Source organism: Parapedobacter flavus, from assembly GCF_035818675.1.
In the GTDB taxonomy this organism is placed as follows: domain Bacteria; phylum Bacteroidota; class Bacteroidia; order Sphingobacteriales; family Sphingobacteriaceae; genus Parapedobacter; species Parapedobacter flavus.
Map to the genome: position 1 here is coordinate 102,397 of NZ_JAYKZZ010000006.1, position 14,792 is coordinate 117,188.

Consider the following 14,792-nt stretch of genomic DNA (forward strand, 5'->3'; position numbering starts at 1 on the left):
CATATTAATCTGGTTTTATGAACGAAGAAAATAAGAGCACATCGACCTATTCAGCCGATAATATTCGGGTTCTTGAAGGCTTGGAAGCTGTACGCAAAAGACCTTCCATGTACATTGGTGACACGGGCGCCAGGGGATTGCACCATTTGGTTTATGAGGTGGTTGATAACGCTGTCGACGAGGCCGTCGCTGGGTATTGTTCGGAGATTGCGGTCACTATCCATCCCGATAATGGCATCTCTGTAAAAGATAACGGGCGCGGTATCCCCACAGGGGTCAATAAGAAAGAGAACAGATCCGCTTTGGAACTGGTAATGACCGTGCTGCATGCTGGAGGTAAGTTCGATAAAGACACCTATAAAGTGTCCGGAGGTCTGCATGGTGTTGGGGTTTCGTGCGTAAACGCATTATCCAGTCACCTATCTGCCGAGGTACACCGCGAGGGTAAGATTTTCCAGCAAGAATATGAAAAGGGAACGCCACAGTACGATGTAAGGGAGGTAGGGAAGAGTGATGTAACCGGGACAACGGTTACTTTCCGTCCAGATCCGGATATCTTCACGATGACGACCGTGTACAACTATGATACGTTAGCTAATCGGTTGCGCGAACTTGCTTTCTTAAATAAAGGCGTTCAGCTAACGCTGGCCGACGAGCGTGAAATCAATGAAGATGGCACGAAAAAATCTGACGTGTTCCATTCAACAAGCGGATTACCGGAGTTTGTGGAATTTCTGGACGGCACACGCCAGCCATTGATTCCTGAACCGGTTTGCGCGGAAGGGTTAAAACAGGGTATTCCTGTGGAGTTGGCCCTGCAATACAACGATACTTACGCGGAGAACGTACATTCTTATGTCAATAACATCAATACGATTGAAGGGGGGACGCATGTATCGGGCTTCCGCCGGGGACTGACACGCACATTGAAAGCTTATGCAGACAAATCTGGTTTGTTGAAAAACTTGAAAGTCAGCGTTACCGGAGATGATTTCCGGGAAGGGTTGACGGCTGTGGTTTCTGTAAAGGTAGCCGAACCTCAGTTTGAGGGACAGACCAAAACCAAATTGGGCAACAACGAAGTCATGGGCGCTGTAGATGCGTCGGTCGGAGAGATTTTGGGCGATTATCTTGAAGAAAATCCTAAAGCGGCCAAAACAATTGTACAGAAGGTTATCATGGCAGCGCAAGCCCGTGCCGCTGCACATAAGGCGCGTGAGATGGTACAACGGAAAACGGTAATGGGAGGGTCAGGTCTTCCGGGGAAATTGGCCGACTGTTCGGATAATGACCCGGAAAAATGTGAGATTTATTTCGTTGAGGGAGATTCAGCAGGTGGGACAGCCAAACAGGGGCGTGATCGCCGATTCCAGGCGATTATGCCATTAAGAGGAAAAATCCTCAATGTCGAAAAAGCAATGGAGCATAAAATCTACGAGAACGAAGAAATCAAAAATATGTTTACGGCACTTGGTGTAAGCGTTGGTACAGCCGAAGATGCTAAAGCACTGAATCTGGAAAAGCTCCGTTATCAGAAAATTATTATCATGACGGATGCTGATGTCGACGGCTCACATATCGCTACATTAATCTTAACGCTTTGTTTCCGTTATATGAAGGAGCTGATAGAAAATGGGTATGTGTATATCGCGACTCCGCCGCTTTATCAGTTGAAGAAAGGTAAAGCGTCTGAGTATGCATGGAACGAAGATCAGCGGGTAACGGCCATACAGCGACTGAAAGGTACGGGAGGAGATGACTCAGTGAGCGTGCAGCGTTATAAAGGTTTGGGTGAAATGAACGCCGAGCAGTTGTGGCAAACCACGATGGACCCCGAATATCGTATCTTACGCCAGGTCACCATTGAGAATGCCGCCGAATGTGACCGTATTTTCTCCATGTTAATGGGGGATGAGGTGCCCCCACGTAGGGAATTTATCGAACGAAACGCGAAATATGCGAAGATTGATGTCTAAAGTCGTTATCACTAGTCCACTGAAAAAGGCTCTTCAACTGGTAAAGCCGATTAATTATCTTATTTTCGCGTAATCCGTCATGAAGAGACCCACTAACGTTATATTCAAAACCTTTCAGCTTCGTTTGCTTTTTCTTGTTGTTTTTTTTTCATGTTCGTATAGCCAAGGGCAGGTAAATAAAACGGATAGCTTAAAAACCAAAGGCGATTATAAGATTGCAATAGCGCAACGCATCAGCAGCTTGTTGACTACCGCGCCGAAAGCGCGCCATCCGCATGACAGTTTGCTGTCAGAACTCTATGACGAGTACGAAGCGCAGTATCTCAACCTGGGTAACGAAGGTAAATGGACGGAAGCGTTACCGCTCGCCTTAGCTTGCGAATCAACTTTTATTGGTGAGTTACCGCCGAAAAGAGAAGCCGATCTCATTTATAATATCGGGTACATCTATGATAAATGTGACCGCTATTTACAAGGGATCGATTATTTCCATCGGTCCATAGCACGCTATGAAGCGATAAACGATGCCGAAGAACAGGATGTGCGCAATGACATCGCATTGGCTTACAATAATATCGGCGTTGCACATGCGAATACGGGTTATTTTACTCAGCGAAAAGAGAGTTACCTAAAAGCAAAAGCCCTTTGGGAGTCTATCGACGATGTGGACAAAAGTAACCTGATTTCGTTATACGGCAACTTGTTGCGGTTATATCGGCAATATGGAGATAAGCAAGCTGCGGAAGAATTGATTACGACCATTAATTTAAACGTTGACCAATGGATTGCTGAAGACGGCTTCGCAAGCGGGAACAAGGGGATGGAAACGGCGAAACCCACATCCTTTTACCAGGTTGAAAAGCATCGCTTAAACATATTGTACACGGATTTAATCAGTGACAAAGCGGGAGGATTGGCACATTTGGACAGCCTGCGTACACATTTCAGGGGTATGAACGGGGATGACCAAAAGCGGTTTTCTGCTTATCTGCTCACCGCAATCAGCCACGCAGCTGCTCCGTTGGTAGATTATGACAATCTTGCTGAACGGAAACAAAAAAAGCAGTACCTCGACCTGGGTATGCGGGAAAGCATCCGGCTTAGCGACCGGTATAACCAGATGATTTTCCATTCCCAGCTGGTCAGCTATTGCCTGAATGCGGAACAAGATAAGGAAACGGCGCTGTCGCATCTCGACAAAGCGATTCGGATCGGCGGCGAAATGGATATCCGTGAGTTCAATTTGCTTAACCTGTATTTCAAGAAAGCCGATGTTTTACAGCAGTTGGATCGATTTGCCGAAGCAGAAAAATTGGTGCTCAAGGGCATATCGATCTTGTTAAACCAACCGATTACCCAACCCGATGTCATTACAATCGATGATTTTACCCAACGCAATGACATTTATTACGTAAATGCGTTAAAGCAAGTCGCCAGCCTATATAAAAATGAATATGACCGTGCAAACAAGCCTGATCACGGTCGTGTAGCTCAACATTTTTATGATTTGGCTGCCCGTCTTTTCCATATTTATTACCAGAAGGGCGCTTACAATCCGTGGTTGAGCATGACGAACGCAGCGATCAATGAAGGGTTGCTTTCGCTGCATTTAAGGACGGGTTCAGCCGAGGAAATGGCATTGGTCAACAGGATGGAAAACAACCATTCGCAACACCTTGCTAAGGAGTTTGAAGCCAAATACCTTCGTTTTCTCCAGGTGCCGGACAGCTTGTTTACACAACACAACCTGCTTCAAGTTGAAATGGCTGGATATGAGCAGGCAGCCGAGCACCCGGATAAAGAATACGAAGCCTTGCAAGCGGAATTCATGGATGTGGAGGCGAAAATACAAGAAGCGGATGCGCAGTACTTTTCTTTTTTTGGCGATACGTTCGACATTAAAGAAGTACAATCGGAATTACAGGATCGGGAATACATTGTACGGTATGTGGTAGCGGAAGAGAACCTATATGCGTATACCATCCAGAAAGATGATATTGCGATTGTGAAATTGGGAAACAAGGATACATTGCTTCGGCACGCAGCGCAATACCACGAAACCATCAAAAGCAAACGACACGATTACGCTGAACAGGCGAAGGAATTATATAACGCACTCATAGACCCGTTGCGGTTGCCGTTGGATGCGTTGCAGAAACTGGTTGTGATTCCTGATAATAAGCTGAATTTTATCCCCTTTGAAACCTTGGTTCACCCCGAATGGAACCGGCCGCTTGTTTCATTTTTTTCGATTAGCTATTCACATGGGCTGCAATTGTGGCTCTTGCAAAGGAAAGCGGCACCTTCAGTGCGGGGGCAGCAGAATTTTGCTGCCTTTGCTCCGCAATACTCAACGGATTATATGTCGCATTTCGCTGACAATAATCCGACAAACAGAGGTCGCCTGCAGGATATCGCAGCGGCGACACATGAAGCCATACAGCTTGCAGCCTATTTTGACGGAAATCTATACCGGGGCGACCAAGCGACCAAACAGGATTTTCTACAGCGCGCTGCTGACTATAAGATTTACCATTTCGCCATGCATGCCCTATTGGATGAAAGCGACCACCGAAACTCGAGCCTCGTTTTTCAAAATGGTGAACATTTACGTTATCACGAACTCTATGGCCTCCATTTTCCGGCGGAACTGGTGGTGTTAAGTGCCTGCAATACCGGGATGGGCGAGCTCGAAAACGGCGAGGGACTGATGAGTTTATCACGGGCCCTGACCTATGCAGGTGTTCGGTCGTCGGTGTATAGTCTATGGGAAGTGCCTGACGAAGAAACAGCGGATATCATGCTGTCATTTTACGAGCACCTCAAATCAGGGTATTCGAAAGTGGAAGCACTCGCACTGGCAAAGCGCGATTTTTTGGCCAATAATCCGCTGAAAAACCATCCGTTCTTTTGGGCAGGCTTTGTCATCAATGGCAATACCGATTCGCTAAGTGACACGACGTTTCCGAACACCTATCTGTGGCTCATCGTGGGCGGGCTGATTGTAGTGGCCTTATTGTTGTTCATGCGAAGACGGAAACGGGCGGCTGACGCCGTTGCCACGGTGTAGTGGTCTCGATGCTAACCATCACCTGTTTCCCAACGCTTTCATTATTTCACTTGCTTTATTAGACAGGCTGTCGTCGGACCCGGCAACAAATTTGAAGCGAGGCAATGCTTGAGCGCTGTCACCCAGTTGAAGATATGCTAGCCCTAAATACCAGTTTACGACCGCTGGAGAAAAATATGCTGCTTTGTCCCAAGACCTTGTTTCCAACAGTCTTATCGTCTCTTCAGGTTTTTGTAGCATCAACTTACAAATAGCCAGGTAAAAAGCATTCTGGTTTGTTGGTTGTTCATCATACGCCTGTTTCAGTAGCAAAGCAGCTTGCGCGTATGCCTGTTGGTCGTATAGCGTCAATGCCTCCGACTGCATGCTGCTGGCAGGTGCATCGCCACGTACCTGGGGTGTTACCATATTGGGGTAAGGTTCCATGTATTGTGCATATAGTTTTTCTGGAGTAGCCTCAGGCTTTCTATCCCAAAAGAACCAAGCGACACCGATAAGCACCAATATACTTGCGGCGGCATACCACCATGCTGCCAATTTCCGGGAAGGTTTAGCACCTTGCTTATCTAACGTGCGGAACCGCTCTTTTAGCTGTTGCCGTTCGTTGTATATAACAGCATCGCGTGCTTCCTTCTCAAAGCCAAACTGCGCTGCAAACGCAACGTCATATTGCAAAAGCCGTTTCAACTGTTCTTGTTGAACGGCTGTAAGTGTCCCGGTAAAATAGGCTTCTATCAGTTGCTCTTTATCCTTTTCCATTCGCCTGGATTATTTGCTTTAACTGCTTCAAACATCTTGATTTCTGACTTTTTACCGTGTCTTTGGATTCATAAGACATTTGTCGTTGTATATCATCTAATTTCAACCCTTTGTAGTAAAACAGATGGAGTACCTGTTGGCATTTCGGCCCTAATTGAAGATAAGCCCGTTGAAGTAATTTAAGCCGTTCTTCCGTTGTGTCGATTTCAAATAGTGTCATTTCTTCCGTGAGCTCATCGCCTAGCGGCTCTTCTTGTTGTGGGTTTGATTTGAGATAGGCGAAAATCTTGTATTTTCCGATCGCATACAGATAGGTCTTGATGCTACTTTTCAATCCATTCAGCTTTCCTTTCACCATGTTTTCATATAAAACGATCATGCTGTCGTGATAGATATCCAGCGCAACCTCGGTTGTTATGGGATACCGCTGGGCAAATGCTAAAAACCCACTTTTATATTGAAGATAGATCACATCCAACGTTGTTGTATCACCATTTTGCAGGGATTGAATCCACTGTCGCTCTTTATTCATTTAGTGGGTTTGAAGTTAAAAAGTAAACATCAGCACCGAAAATAGAAAAAAATATCAAAAACGATGTTTACCTCAGCCGATATGATACACTAAAATGTAGAAGCGTCTACGCAGGGAGCGGCAGGCCTATTATTAATCAGTATCAATTTTAAAGTATGAAAAAAGTAGTATCCGGATTGTTATTCACAATTTTTACAGCTTTAGCTGGCTACGGCCAGCAAGGGCGTATCGACATCAATGCAGGAGTAGACTTCGGTTTGCCGATCGGCAGTTTTGGTGATGTGTATGGCTTTGGCTACGGGGCCACCGTGAAAGGCCTGTACGGTATCAGTGAAGCGGGGCAAATTGGTCTTACCCTAGGTTATCAACGTTTTGGGCTAAAAGACAGCTATGACGAAAACATGAGCGGCTCGATGGGTATATCACCGGTTTTCGCCGTGTACCGACACAACTTCGGCGGCCTGTATATAGAACCGCAAGCGGGCCTTTCAATTAATAGCGTCAACCTCAAAGCAAATGCCGGTGGGATGGATTTCGGCGGGTCGGCTTCGAATACTTCTTTTGGGTATGCGGCGGGTATCGGATACATGTTGGGAAACATCGATTTGTCTGCCCGCTATCAAGGGTTAACGCAGTCGGGTGAAAATTTGAGTTTCATTGGCCTGCGTATCGGCTACAATTTTGGGATTAAGTGACTGATACCCATAAAGTATACGCTTGACACGCAAGAATATAATAACTAAAAGGATGTACCCTAGCACAATATCACGAAAAAAATCATGAAGAAGATACAGACCATTTTAATTGCAGCTTCCATCCTCACGGTGGGCTTAGGCGCCTGCTCCAAGGACGAGAACCCCTTGCAAGAGGATAAAACACTAAAAGACAAAACATTCGAACTACAGGTAGCATCGATTACCTGTAACGCCTGGGACGGGCCGCGCGACGAATATAACGGTTTTCATGCCGGGCAGAAAATAGGCACCTTGAGCCTCAAACTGACGGACGAGGAATCGGAGTTTTGGTATGCATATAAAGTCACGCTTTCCACGGAAACAAAACCGCTCCTGGAAAACGACGCTTACTGGTTGGACCACGCCAAGTACACGACCGTTTCCGTGAAATATAGAACATGGTTTGACAACGGACCGCATTACGAGGGCGTGTACAGGAAAAGCGAATTTGATGAAGAAGAAATGGTCAACCTCAAGGGGGACGACATTTCCAGCATGAGTAAAATAGATGATGTATTTATTAATGAACATGCTTCTTATCCCGTTCGTTTGATCTTCAAAGTCATCGAACAATAGAAAGCAAATGATACGCATAGACAAAATACGGCCCCTACTACTGGTACTTATTGCCCTCACAATGGGGTCGATGTCCTGCTCGAAGAACGAAAATAAGCCCGAAGAACAGCAATCGGGGCAAATCTCATTTGACACTTCCGGAGATAACACCGGTTCCAAAACAGGGAAATGCGTTATTTCTACCGTAGAAGGAAGTACTAATATTTATCAGTTTGTCGCCGTCGACGGCTCTGCAAGCACACAACAAACATTCAGCCTGATAATCCATAAAAGCTTCAGTGACAATTCGCTGTCGAACCCTTCTCCAGGTACATACCCCATCGGTACGGAAACCTCTTTGGCAGAAACTGATGGTTTTCGAATCATGTATAGCGACCGCACGAGGGGCAAAGTATATGGCGGCGACAATGTTTCGGGTTCGTTGACGGTCACCAAAAGCATGAGCACGCTCGTTGAAGGAACCTTCACATTCAGCGCGGGTATGGGGTTGCTGGGTGATGGCGTAATCACGCTGTCCAACGGCAAATTTTCTGCAGTACTCAAAAACAAGTAGACATCCATTTGAAACGGATATTATGAATCTTATAAGACAACACACGATGAAACAGATTATCACGCGATTACTAGCCCTTACACTCCTCGCGTCCGTAGCGGCTTGCAAAAAAAACAATAGCCCCACCGATCAAAAACAGGGCGAAGCGACGATAACCGTCACCGGAGAGGTGGAAGGTACCTATTCGGGTATGGCAGATTTTCACTATATAGATCATGGACACGGAGCAAGCTGGGAAATCTTCTTGCACGACTCATCGCCGGCAATATTCTCGGTGACTATTTTGCAATTCCGGGTAGATGAAAATGTAACGCGGCCGGGAATCGGAACGTATAGCATTGGTGGTGCTGTACAGGCAGATTATGTCGGTATTTTCACACCTTATGACGGAAATCCCATGAGTAACATAGAGTACGGAACCGTCAACAAGGATGGGGATGCCGGCTCCTTGACCATCACCTCATCCGATGAGAACACGGTAAAAGGAACTCTTCAGTTTACCGCCGATAGGCACGACGACGAAATGAATGTGGTGGGTACAATCAACGTATCGGGAGAATTTACAGCAAACAAAAGACGAGTTGATTAACAAGTTAACGAAAGAAGGATAGTCATGAAAATATGTCATGTACGGTCGGTGGTTTTAACGATGGCAATGGGACTCATGTCAGTATCCTGTACGAAAAATGATAGTAAAATAAAGGAAGACAGTCATGCAACCAACGACAAAATAAACGATTGCCTCGGTATATCTGTACCTGCTCCTGCTTCGGCCGTCTTTATCGCTTGTGGACAATACGATTTCGGAAATAGTGCCAACTTCCGGTATGCCGGGCCCTGGGATGAAGTTGTTCAATTTTTCTCCTCAAATCTCAACAAAGACGAGTGGACATTGACCAGTCAGACCTATGATACCAGAGACGAGGACACCAGCAGTTCGCTCCACGGAGAATGGAAAGCTGAGGGAAAAAATGTCACGTTAGGTGTTGTACTCCAGGATTCCAGGATTGATGAGTCTGCCGGATCCATTGTTGGGATTATCACGGTATTAACTGATTGATATTATTCAGCAGTAAACACAAATTAATCATGAAACATTGTAAACAAATCTACCTTTTAATGCTGTTAATCATTGTTCCACTATGGTTACTTGCTTGTGGCAACAATGGCAATGGGAACAAAGCTGATGGATTCGACAAGGAGGAAACGAGCGGGGAAAAGAGGGATGATTTTTCGGGAACCGAAGATGTAGAACATTCGGAAATACCGGATAACGAAACGGAAATGCTTGCACAGGGTATCAATATTGGCATTAAGTCAATCACGATCCCCGAACACCCAAGGGGTGATTATGTCCCTTTCTCCAATTGCCCGCAAGACAAGGTCAGCAAGTTTGAGTTTCGTGTGGAAAACAGAGGGGCTGATTTCGATAAAAAAGGTAAAGCCATCTTCGGTGCCGTGCAAATCAAAAGACTTTCGGATGGAGCGGTTTTGCTCAACGAAGAAGCCGTGCTGGAGTTCAGAGCCTTTACACCGGGATGGGTGCGGTTTCGGTTCGACCCGATAGACCTGTCTCAACCAGGATTGTATGAAGTGACCGTCGAATCGTATATGGTCGACTTACCGGCTTACCTGAAAGACAAATCAGTGAAACCAAAGGCTCTGGATACAGACTTGTCGGATAACAAGGCGGTGTATGTCAACCGAGTCCTTGATCCCGAATCATTGGAGGCCAAGGAGAAGCACGCGTTTGATTTTGAAGGGATGCAAAGCACAGCGGATTTAGCTGGTCAAGGTTGGAACTATAGCTGTTTGCCGGATTCGGTGCATATTTCCAACGAGGGAGTAGGAGATAGTAAAGCGATTGAAGTCCATCTCCACCGAGGAGACAAAAACAAGCGGAAATTATATACGCCCACCGTGGCGATGCCCGAAGATGCACAGGTGGATTTCCAATTTAAGCTACTGGATGCCCAATCAGGAAAAAACGTGACCGAAGAATTAATGGCATCAGAAACGTTTAAAGCTGCAGTTTCCCTCCAGAAAATCTGTTCAACAGGCGTAGCTGTGACCTATAAGCATAAGGTATCAGACGCACAGGCGACGGAAGATGGATTTTTTAGGTTCCCGCATGTACCTGTTCATCAGGAACCGGGGAATTACAGGGGACAAATTGAATTCTCCAACCTATCTGGTTATCCGGAGATTTTGTTGGTAGTCGACCATGTTGTCGTACAGCCAAGGAAATAAGCAACGTATTTCAGAAAATAATAAGACGATGAATATAATAATGAGAAAGACAATCGTACCAACCCTGATAGGCATGATGGTTTTATGCGTATTAGGAGCCTGTTCGAAGGCAGGTGACAAAAATGAGGATAAGGATACATCGGCCGATCAACATACTTATGAGATCTCCATTGCCGGTGGTAAGACTTATAAGGGTAGCGTGCCGAGATATGCCCCAGGGGTAGTAGAGGTATATAATCCGATTGCCTATGTCATCGATGATGAAGAAATCGGCAGAGGAGTAAGCACAATGCTTCTGGATCGCGGCGCCTTTCAAATCGGAATCGGATTTCTGTTGGACGACAACAACCAACCTACCCGTGCCGAGAGTCAGGGATTCGCTTTTGGCGAATGGGGAACCGAAGATAAATATGGCCCGGCGGGCCCCATCAGTATGACATTGAAAAGCTATAAGGAACATACCATTTCTTTTGCCGGTGAAGACGGGACTGTAGCATCATTCACCCTAAGCTTTAGCGGGAAGTTTAAATTAGGAGCTGACGGCGAGGAAGTCGATGTCAGCGGTGAAGTAGTGATTGCCGCACCTTAGCATTGGATTATAAAACACGGAAATGAAAAATATGCCTATTAAAATTGGGGTCATTTTAGTCGCTGCGATTGCCTGTCTGATTTCCTGCTCCAAAAAGCAAGATCCCAATCCACCCGGAGAGGAAGAGGAGCTTCAATTGCAGCTCACCGCCGATGAAACTGATGTAGAAGCAGGTAAAGAAATTACATTGACCGTAATGGCTGGCGGGCAGTCCATTACCGATGCCGACATTTATATCGACAATCAGAAAGTAACCGGTTATCAACATGCTTTCGACGAGCCTGGAGCGAAAAGTATACAAGCAAAGAAAGCAGGCTATAAAGAAAGTGATTTAGTTGCTATTGATGTATATCGGTGGAATGTATATGTAGCCGGTTACGAAAGCAACGGGGCGATAGATGTGGCTAAGATATGGAAAGGCCAACACAATGACGAGGAAGGAGATTGGGCGGCACAAAACCTCGCTGATGAAGGGTATCATGCCGCTGCCAACGCGATTACTATTTCAGATGGTGATGTTTATGTAGCTGGATACCAAAATAACGGTAGCCAACGTACTGTTGCTAAGCTATGGAAGAACGGTGAAGCAGATGACTTAAGCGATGGAACGGGAAATGCCGATGCTACCGCCATTGCTGTTTCGGGTAGCGATGTATATGTTGCAGGGTACGAAGACCACACCAAGGTTGTCGCTAAACTATGGAAAAACGGCGTGGCACAGGACCTCAGCGATGGAACGGAAAATACCTGGGTGTATGCGACTGCTGTGTCGGGTGATGACGTATATGCCGCAGGTCAAGAAGGTAATTTCTATAAAGCTAAAATGTGGGAAAACGGAGTGGTACACGACCTCAACGAGGGGGACCTGATGGGGTATCGGGTAACTGCTCGCTCGATCGCTGTTTCGGGGAGCGATGTATATGTAGCTGGCTATGACTACAAAAATCAATCCGGCGCTAAATATACAGCAAAGCTATGGAAAAACGGCGAAGCGCAAGACCTGACTGATGGAAGAACATATAATGCTTATGCGAATGCGGTTGTTGCATCAGGTAGTAATGTATATGTGGCGGGTTATGAACAAATCGATGGTAAATATATAGCCAAGCTATGGAAAAACGGTGAAGCGCAAGACCTCAGCGATGGAATGGAGAATGCCTATGCCACTTCCATTGCTGTGTCAGGCAACGATGTATATGTGGCAGGTTATGAACACAACGGTTCAAAATATATAGCCAAGCTGTGGAAAAACGGTGAAGCGCAAGACCTCACCGATGGGTGGTACAACGCGAAGGCTTATTCGGTGGCAGTGGGTAAAAGCTATGAGTAAAAACAGACGCGATTTCAATTGATGGTTAAATACGTAACTAAATGAACTTCACAAAAATAAAATTATCATTCCTTTTAGTAACATGGCTGGCAACTGCACAAAGCGCCACTGACCCCAAGACCATTGATCTCGGTTTTGCACCCGACTTTATTGACTTTTCGCCAGATGACAAGTATATGGTAGCGGAAAACGAAAACCAATATTTGGTATGGAACGTAGCATCCGAAACCAAAGTATTGGAAGGTAAGTACACCTTTAAGATAGGGCGTTTTATAAATACGATCAATATCCCTACGGGTAGCGGCTATTTTCTGTTTGGCAACGAGGAAGTGTTTATCACCGTGGATTACGAACGGAATAAGACCACTATGAAAGCTTTCGGCCTAACCGACGGCACCCCACTTTGGGAGTCTGACCAGCTCGATATGGGTGTAACCCTAGCAGAAACCATCATAAGTGCGCACGCCGGAGGGGTCATCGATATGGAAATGAACGCCCACCGATTTGATGAAGCCAAGATCGCCAACAATTTTTTTACTAAAGACCGCTTTCTCGATCGGCTTATTAACTATATCCCCGAAAAAAATGCGATAGCCCTAAACGGAAAAAACGGCTTGCAATTGGTGGATATCCGCAATGGAGAAATCCGCTGGACGCAAGAGGACTTCAAAGGCGGAATAGGAGAGTTGTTGTTTGATGGAGCAACCGACAGATTGTATGCCATCACTGTTCCTGCAACGGATGGCGCACTCGATCAGTTGACGACAACCCCTGCAGTAATCGCTTTGGACGCCAATACTGGCGAGTTGCTGTGGAATGTGGAATACACGGGCAAGTTTATACCTGGTTATGCATCGCTGATTGGCACCACACTGATTCTTCCTTATTTGGAACTTATGTTGATAGACACCAAAACAGGCGCCGAACGCGACGGCGACGTGAAAGGCCGCCTCGCTGCGGCACGCAACGTAACCAAAGGCTTGGGAGGGCTGATGGCCTTAGACCAAGCTATGGGAGGAAGCTTCGGATCGACCGACAACAGTAATAGCAAATACAACCGCCTAATTCCTCGCCAGCTCCATTTCGATCGTGACGGAAAATTATATTATTTCACGATGTTTAACGATAAAGGGCAATGGGGGACCGGTGGAAAAAAAGGACTCCTTACCATAGACATTCATCAAGATAAGATAGAAACGGAAAAATATGATGTACTAGGCAATCAATGGACGGTGATGCAAGATATGATGGTGGATGGTGTGTTTTATGTGAAAGCCCGCGGCAACCTGAACCGTACCATTATTAAGGCGATAGATGCAACGAGTGGGGCGGAGCTTTTTGAAACGAACAAAGCCAAGAATAGTGCCGACGTTGCCAAGGCGTTTAACCCCTTTATCGTCGCCAACGACCGGATTGTCGATGTCGTTTCCCAGGGCGTTTATGTACTGGACGCCAAAACAGGCGAGGAAATCTCATACACCACGACTAAGAATATGGGCGTGGGTACCGTTAAATACAGCCATTTGTATAGCGGGGGCGTGCTGCTTTTCGGCACGAAAGGCGTAGGGGTCATGAACCTCGACGGGACAGTCATTGCGAGTGCACCTGCTAAGAATGTGAAAGGTTTCACGACTACTTCAGATGGGGAGATATGGCTGTTAGAAAGTAAGAAATTTATTCGTTTGGATGCCAGGAAGGGTGAAACCTTGGAAACCCAAGCTTTGAAACAAGCGGATTATTTCGCTTTTAGCCCATCCGGGAAAATACTTGCCCGCTGCGAGGGGACGGATATACGGCTTTACCAATAATCATGATTTGCATATACATAATAGGACCACTCATCGTTGGGACTATATTATGGTTAGCAATTTACGTGCGAAACGAAAAGTACGATACAGCCGCCATTGGAAAAGTAACTTTACGGGTGAGCGGAGCGCTAAACAAAACACATAACGGGCATGCTGATTTTGACGTACTAGAGTTAAATGGCGACGTACTCGAGCTAAGCAGCGCAAAAGTCTGGGTGATTAACATGCGCGATGAATGGATAAAAACTTTCAGCTTTCAGCTTTCATTGTCGACGCTAGGGCATGGCAATATAACCCAGCCCGTACCGGGTAGCTACCCCATTGGGCTGGGCTCACACCGTGGTACTCCGGTCTTCTCGGCTTCCTATTCACATATCGTGAATGACGACATATTGCATATTGATGAATACGACACGTTACATAGAGGCAGTGGAAAGCTGATAATCGAGACTGCCAACGACCGGAAAGTAAGCGGAAGTTTCATGTTTACCGCGCACGGACATGATGATTCTTCAATCAGCTCGGCCATTATTGAAATATCAGGCGAATTTACAGCAGGAAAAGCAGTCTGACAGATAAGATGTTCTGCGTGCTCGTTGCCCCTGTACCTTTCCA

General features: G+C 46.1%; 14 protein-coding genes. 12 read left to right on the top strand and 2 right to left on the bottom strand.

Annotated elements, in window-relative coordinates:
- Window positions 1-17 precede the first annotated feature (17 nt).
- Both gyrB and U9S71_RS06165 read left to right on the top strand, forming a co-directional pair.
- The gene (gyrB, locus tag U9S71_RS06160; protein WP_326326042.1) at window positions 18-1,976 is read left to right on the top strand and encodes a DNA topoisomerase (ATP-hydrolyzing) subunit B; all 1,959 of its coding nucleotides are present in this window, start codon (window positions 18-20) and stop codon (window positions 1,974-1,976) included.
- Window positions 1,977-2,055: 79 nt separating this feature from the next.
- On the top strand, window positions 2,056-5,046 hold the full coding sequence (locus U9S71_RS06165) for a CHAT domain-containing protein (protein WP_326326043.1): 2,991 nt from the start codon (window positions 2,056-2,058) through the stop codon (window positions 5,044-5,046).
- Between the two features lie 18 nt (window positions 5,047-5,064).
- Here the strand turns inward: U9S71_RS06165 and U9S71_RS06170 are convergent, their stop codons facing one another.
- Complete coding sequence (locus U9S71_RS06170) at window positions 5,065-5,805, bottom strand: hypothetical protein (protein WP_326326045.1); 741 nt, start codon at window positions 5,803-5,805, stop codon at window positions 5,065-5,067.
- On the bottom strand, window positions 5,792-6,337 hold the full coding sequence (locus tag U9S71_RS06175; protein WP_326326047.1) for an RNA polymerase sigma factor: 546 nt from the start codon (window positions 6,335-6,337) through the stop codon (window positions 5,792-5,794). The genes U9S71_RS06170 and U9S71_RS06175 overlap by 14 nt, the downstream gene beginning before the upstream one ends.
- Window positions 6,338-6,492: 155 nt before the next feature.
- Between U9S71_RS06175 and U9S71_RS06180 the strand changes: the two genes are divergently transcribed.
- The 10 genes from U9S71_RS06180 to U9S71_RS06225 all read left to right on the top strand — a co-directional run bounded on the left by U9S71_RS06180 (window position 6,493) and on the right by U9S71_RS06225 (window position 14,749).
- On the top strand, window positions 6,493-7,032 hold the full coding sequence (locus tag U9S71_RS06180) for a hypothetical protein (protein ID WP_326326049.1): 540 nt from the start codon (window positions 6,493-6,495) through the stop codon (window positions 7,030-7,032).
- Between the two features lie 84 nt (window positions 7,033-7,116).
- A complete protein-coding gene (locus tag U9S71_RS06185) occupies window positions 7,117-7,647 on the top strand; it encodes a hypothetical protein (protein ID WP_326326050.1) in 531 nt (176 codons plus the stop codon).
- A 7-nt stretch (window positions 7,648-7,654) separates the two neighbouring features.
- Entirely contained in the window at window positions 7,655-8,200 is a 546-nt protein-coding gene (locus U9S71_RS06190) for a hypothetical protein (protein ID WP_326326052.1), read from the top strand.
- 46 nt (window positions 8,201-8,246) lie between these two features.
- On the top strand, window positions 8,247-8,789 hold the full coding sequence (locus U9S71_RS06195) for a hypothetical protein (protein ID WP_326326054.1): 543 nt from the start codon (window positions 8,247-8,249) through the stop codon (window positions 8,787-8,789).
- A 66-nt stretch (window positions 8,790-8,855) separates the two neighbouring features.
- Entirely contained in the window at window positions 8,856-9,260 is a 405-nt protein-coding gene (locus tag U9S71_RS06200; RefSeq protein ID WP_326326056.1) for a hypothetical protein, read from the top strand.
- Between the two features lie 59 nt (window positions 9,261-9,319).
- Window positions 9,320-10,450, top strand: a complete 1,131-nt coding sequence (locus U9S71_RS06205) for a hypothetical protein (protein WP_326326057.1) — start codon at window positions 9,320-9,322, stop codon at window positions 10,448-10,450.
- 40 nt (window positions 10,451-10,490) lie between these two features.
- Window positions 10,491-11,039: a hypothetical protein gene (locus U9S71_RS06210; RefSeq protein ID WP_326326058.1), complete on the top strand. Its 549-nt coding sequence runs from the start codon at window positions 10,491-10,493 to the stop codon at window positions 11,037-11,039.
- A 31-nt stretch (window positions 11,040-11,070) separates the two neighbouring features.
- Window positions 11,071-12,369, top strand: coding sequence for a hypothetical protein (locus tag U9S71_RS06215; RefSeq protein ID WP_326326059.1), 1,299 nt, complete (start codon window positions 11,071-11,073; stop codon window positions 12,367-12,369).
- 41 nt (window positions 12,370-12,410) lie between these two features.
- On the top strand, window positions 12,411-14,177 hold the full coding sequence (locus U9S71_RS06220) for an outer membrane protein assembly factor BamB family protein (protein ID WP_326326060.1): 1,767 nt from the start codon (window positions 12,411-12,413) through the stop codon (window positions 14,175-14,177).
- 65 nt (window positions 14,178-14,242) lie between these two features.
- Window positions 14,243-14,749: a hypothetical protein gene (locus U9S71_RS06225; protein WP_326326062.1), complete on the top strand. Its 507-nt coding sequence runs from the start codon at window positions 14,243-14,245 to the stop codon at window positions 14,747-14,749.
- The last annotated feature ends 43 nt before the right edge of the window (window positions 14,750-14,792 follow it).

Excerpts from the sequence above, each read along its gene's own strand:
- U9S71_RS06190 (WP_326326052.1), top strand. The coding sequence starts at position 7,655 with ATGATACGCATAGACAAAATACGGCCCCTACTACTGGTACTTATTGCC.
- U9S71_RS06210 (WP_326326058.1), top strand. The coding sequence starts at position 10,491 with ATGAGAAAGACAATCGTACCAACCCTGATAGGCATGATGGTTTTATGC.
- U9S71_RS06175 (WP_326326047.1), bottom strand. The coding sequence starts at position 6,337 with ATGAATAAAGAGCGACAGTGGATTCAATCCCTGCAAAATGGTGATACA.
- U9S71_RS06165 (WP_326326043.1), top strand. The coding sequence starts at position 2,056 with ATGAAGAGACCCACTAACGTTATATTCAAAACCTTTCAGCTTCGTTTG.
- U9S71_RS06185 (WP_326326050.1), top strand. The coding sequence starts at position 7,117 with ATGAAGAAGATACAGACCATTTTAATTGCAGCTTCCATCCTCACGGTG.
- U9S71_RS06205 (WP_326326057.1), top strand. The coding sequence starts at position 9,320 with ATGCTGTTAATCATTGTTCCACTATGGTTACTTGCTTGTGGCAACAAT.
- U9S71_RS06170 (WP_326326045.1), bottom strand. The coding sequence starts at position 5,805 with ATGGAAAAGGATAAAGAGCAACTGATAGAAGCCTATTTTACCGGGACA.
- U9S71_RS06200 (WP_326326056.1), top strand. The coding sequence starts at position 8,856 with ATGGGACTCATGTCAGTATCCTGTACGAAAAATGATAGTAAAATAAAG.
- U9S71_RS06220 (WP_326326060.1), top strand. The coding sequence starts at position 12,411 with ATGAACTTCACAAAAATAAAATTATCATTCCTTTTAGTAACATGGCTG.
- U9S71_RS06180 (WP_326326049.1), top strand. The coding sequence starts at position 6,493 with ATGAAAAAAGTAGTATCCGGATTGTTATTCACAATTTTTACAGCTTTA.
- U9S71_RS06195 (WP_326326054.1), top strand. The coding sequence starts at position 8,247 with ATGAAACAGATTATCACGCGATTACTAGCCCTTACACTCCTCGCGTCC.
- U9S71_RS06215 (WP_326326059.1), top strand. The coding sequence starts at position 11,071 with ATGCCTATTAAAATTGGGGTCATTTTAGTCGCTGCGATTGCCTGTCTG.
- gyrB (WP_326326042.1), top strand. The coding sequence starts at position 18 with ATGAACGAAGAAAATAAGAGCACATCGACCTATTCAGCCGATAATATT.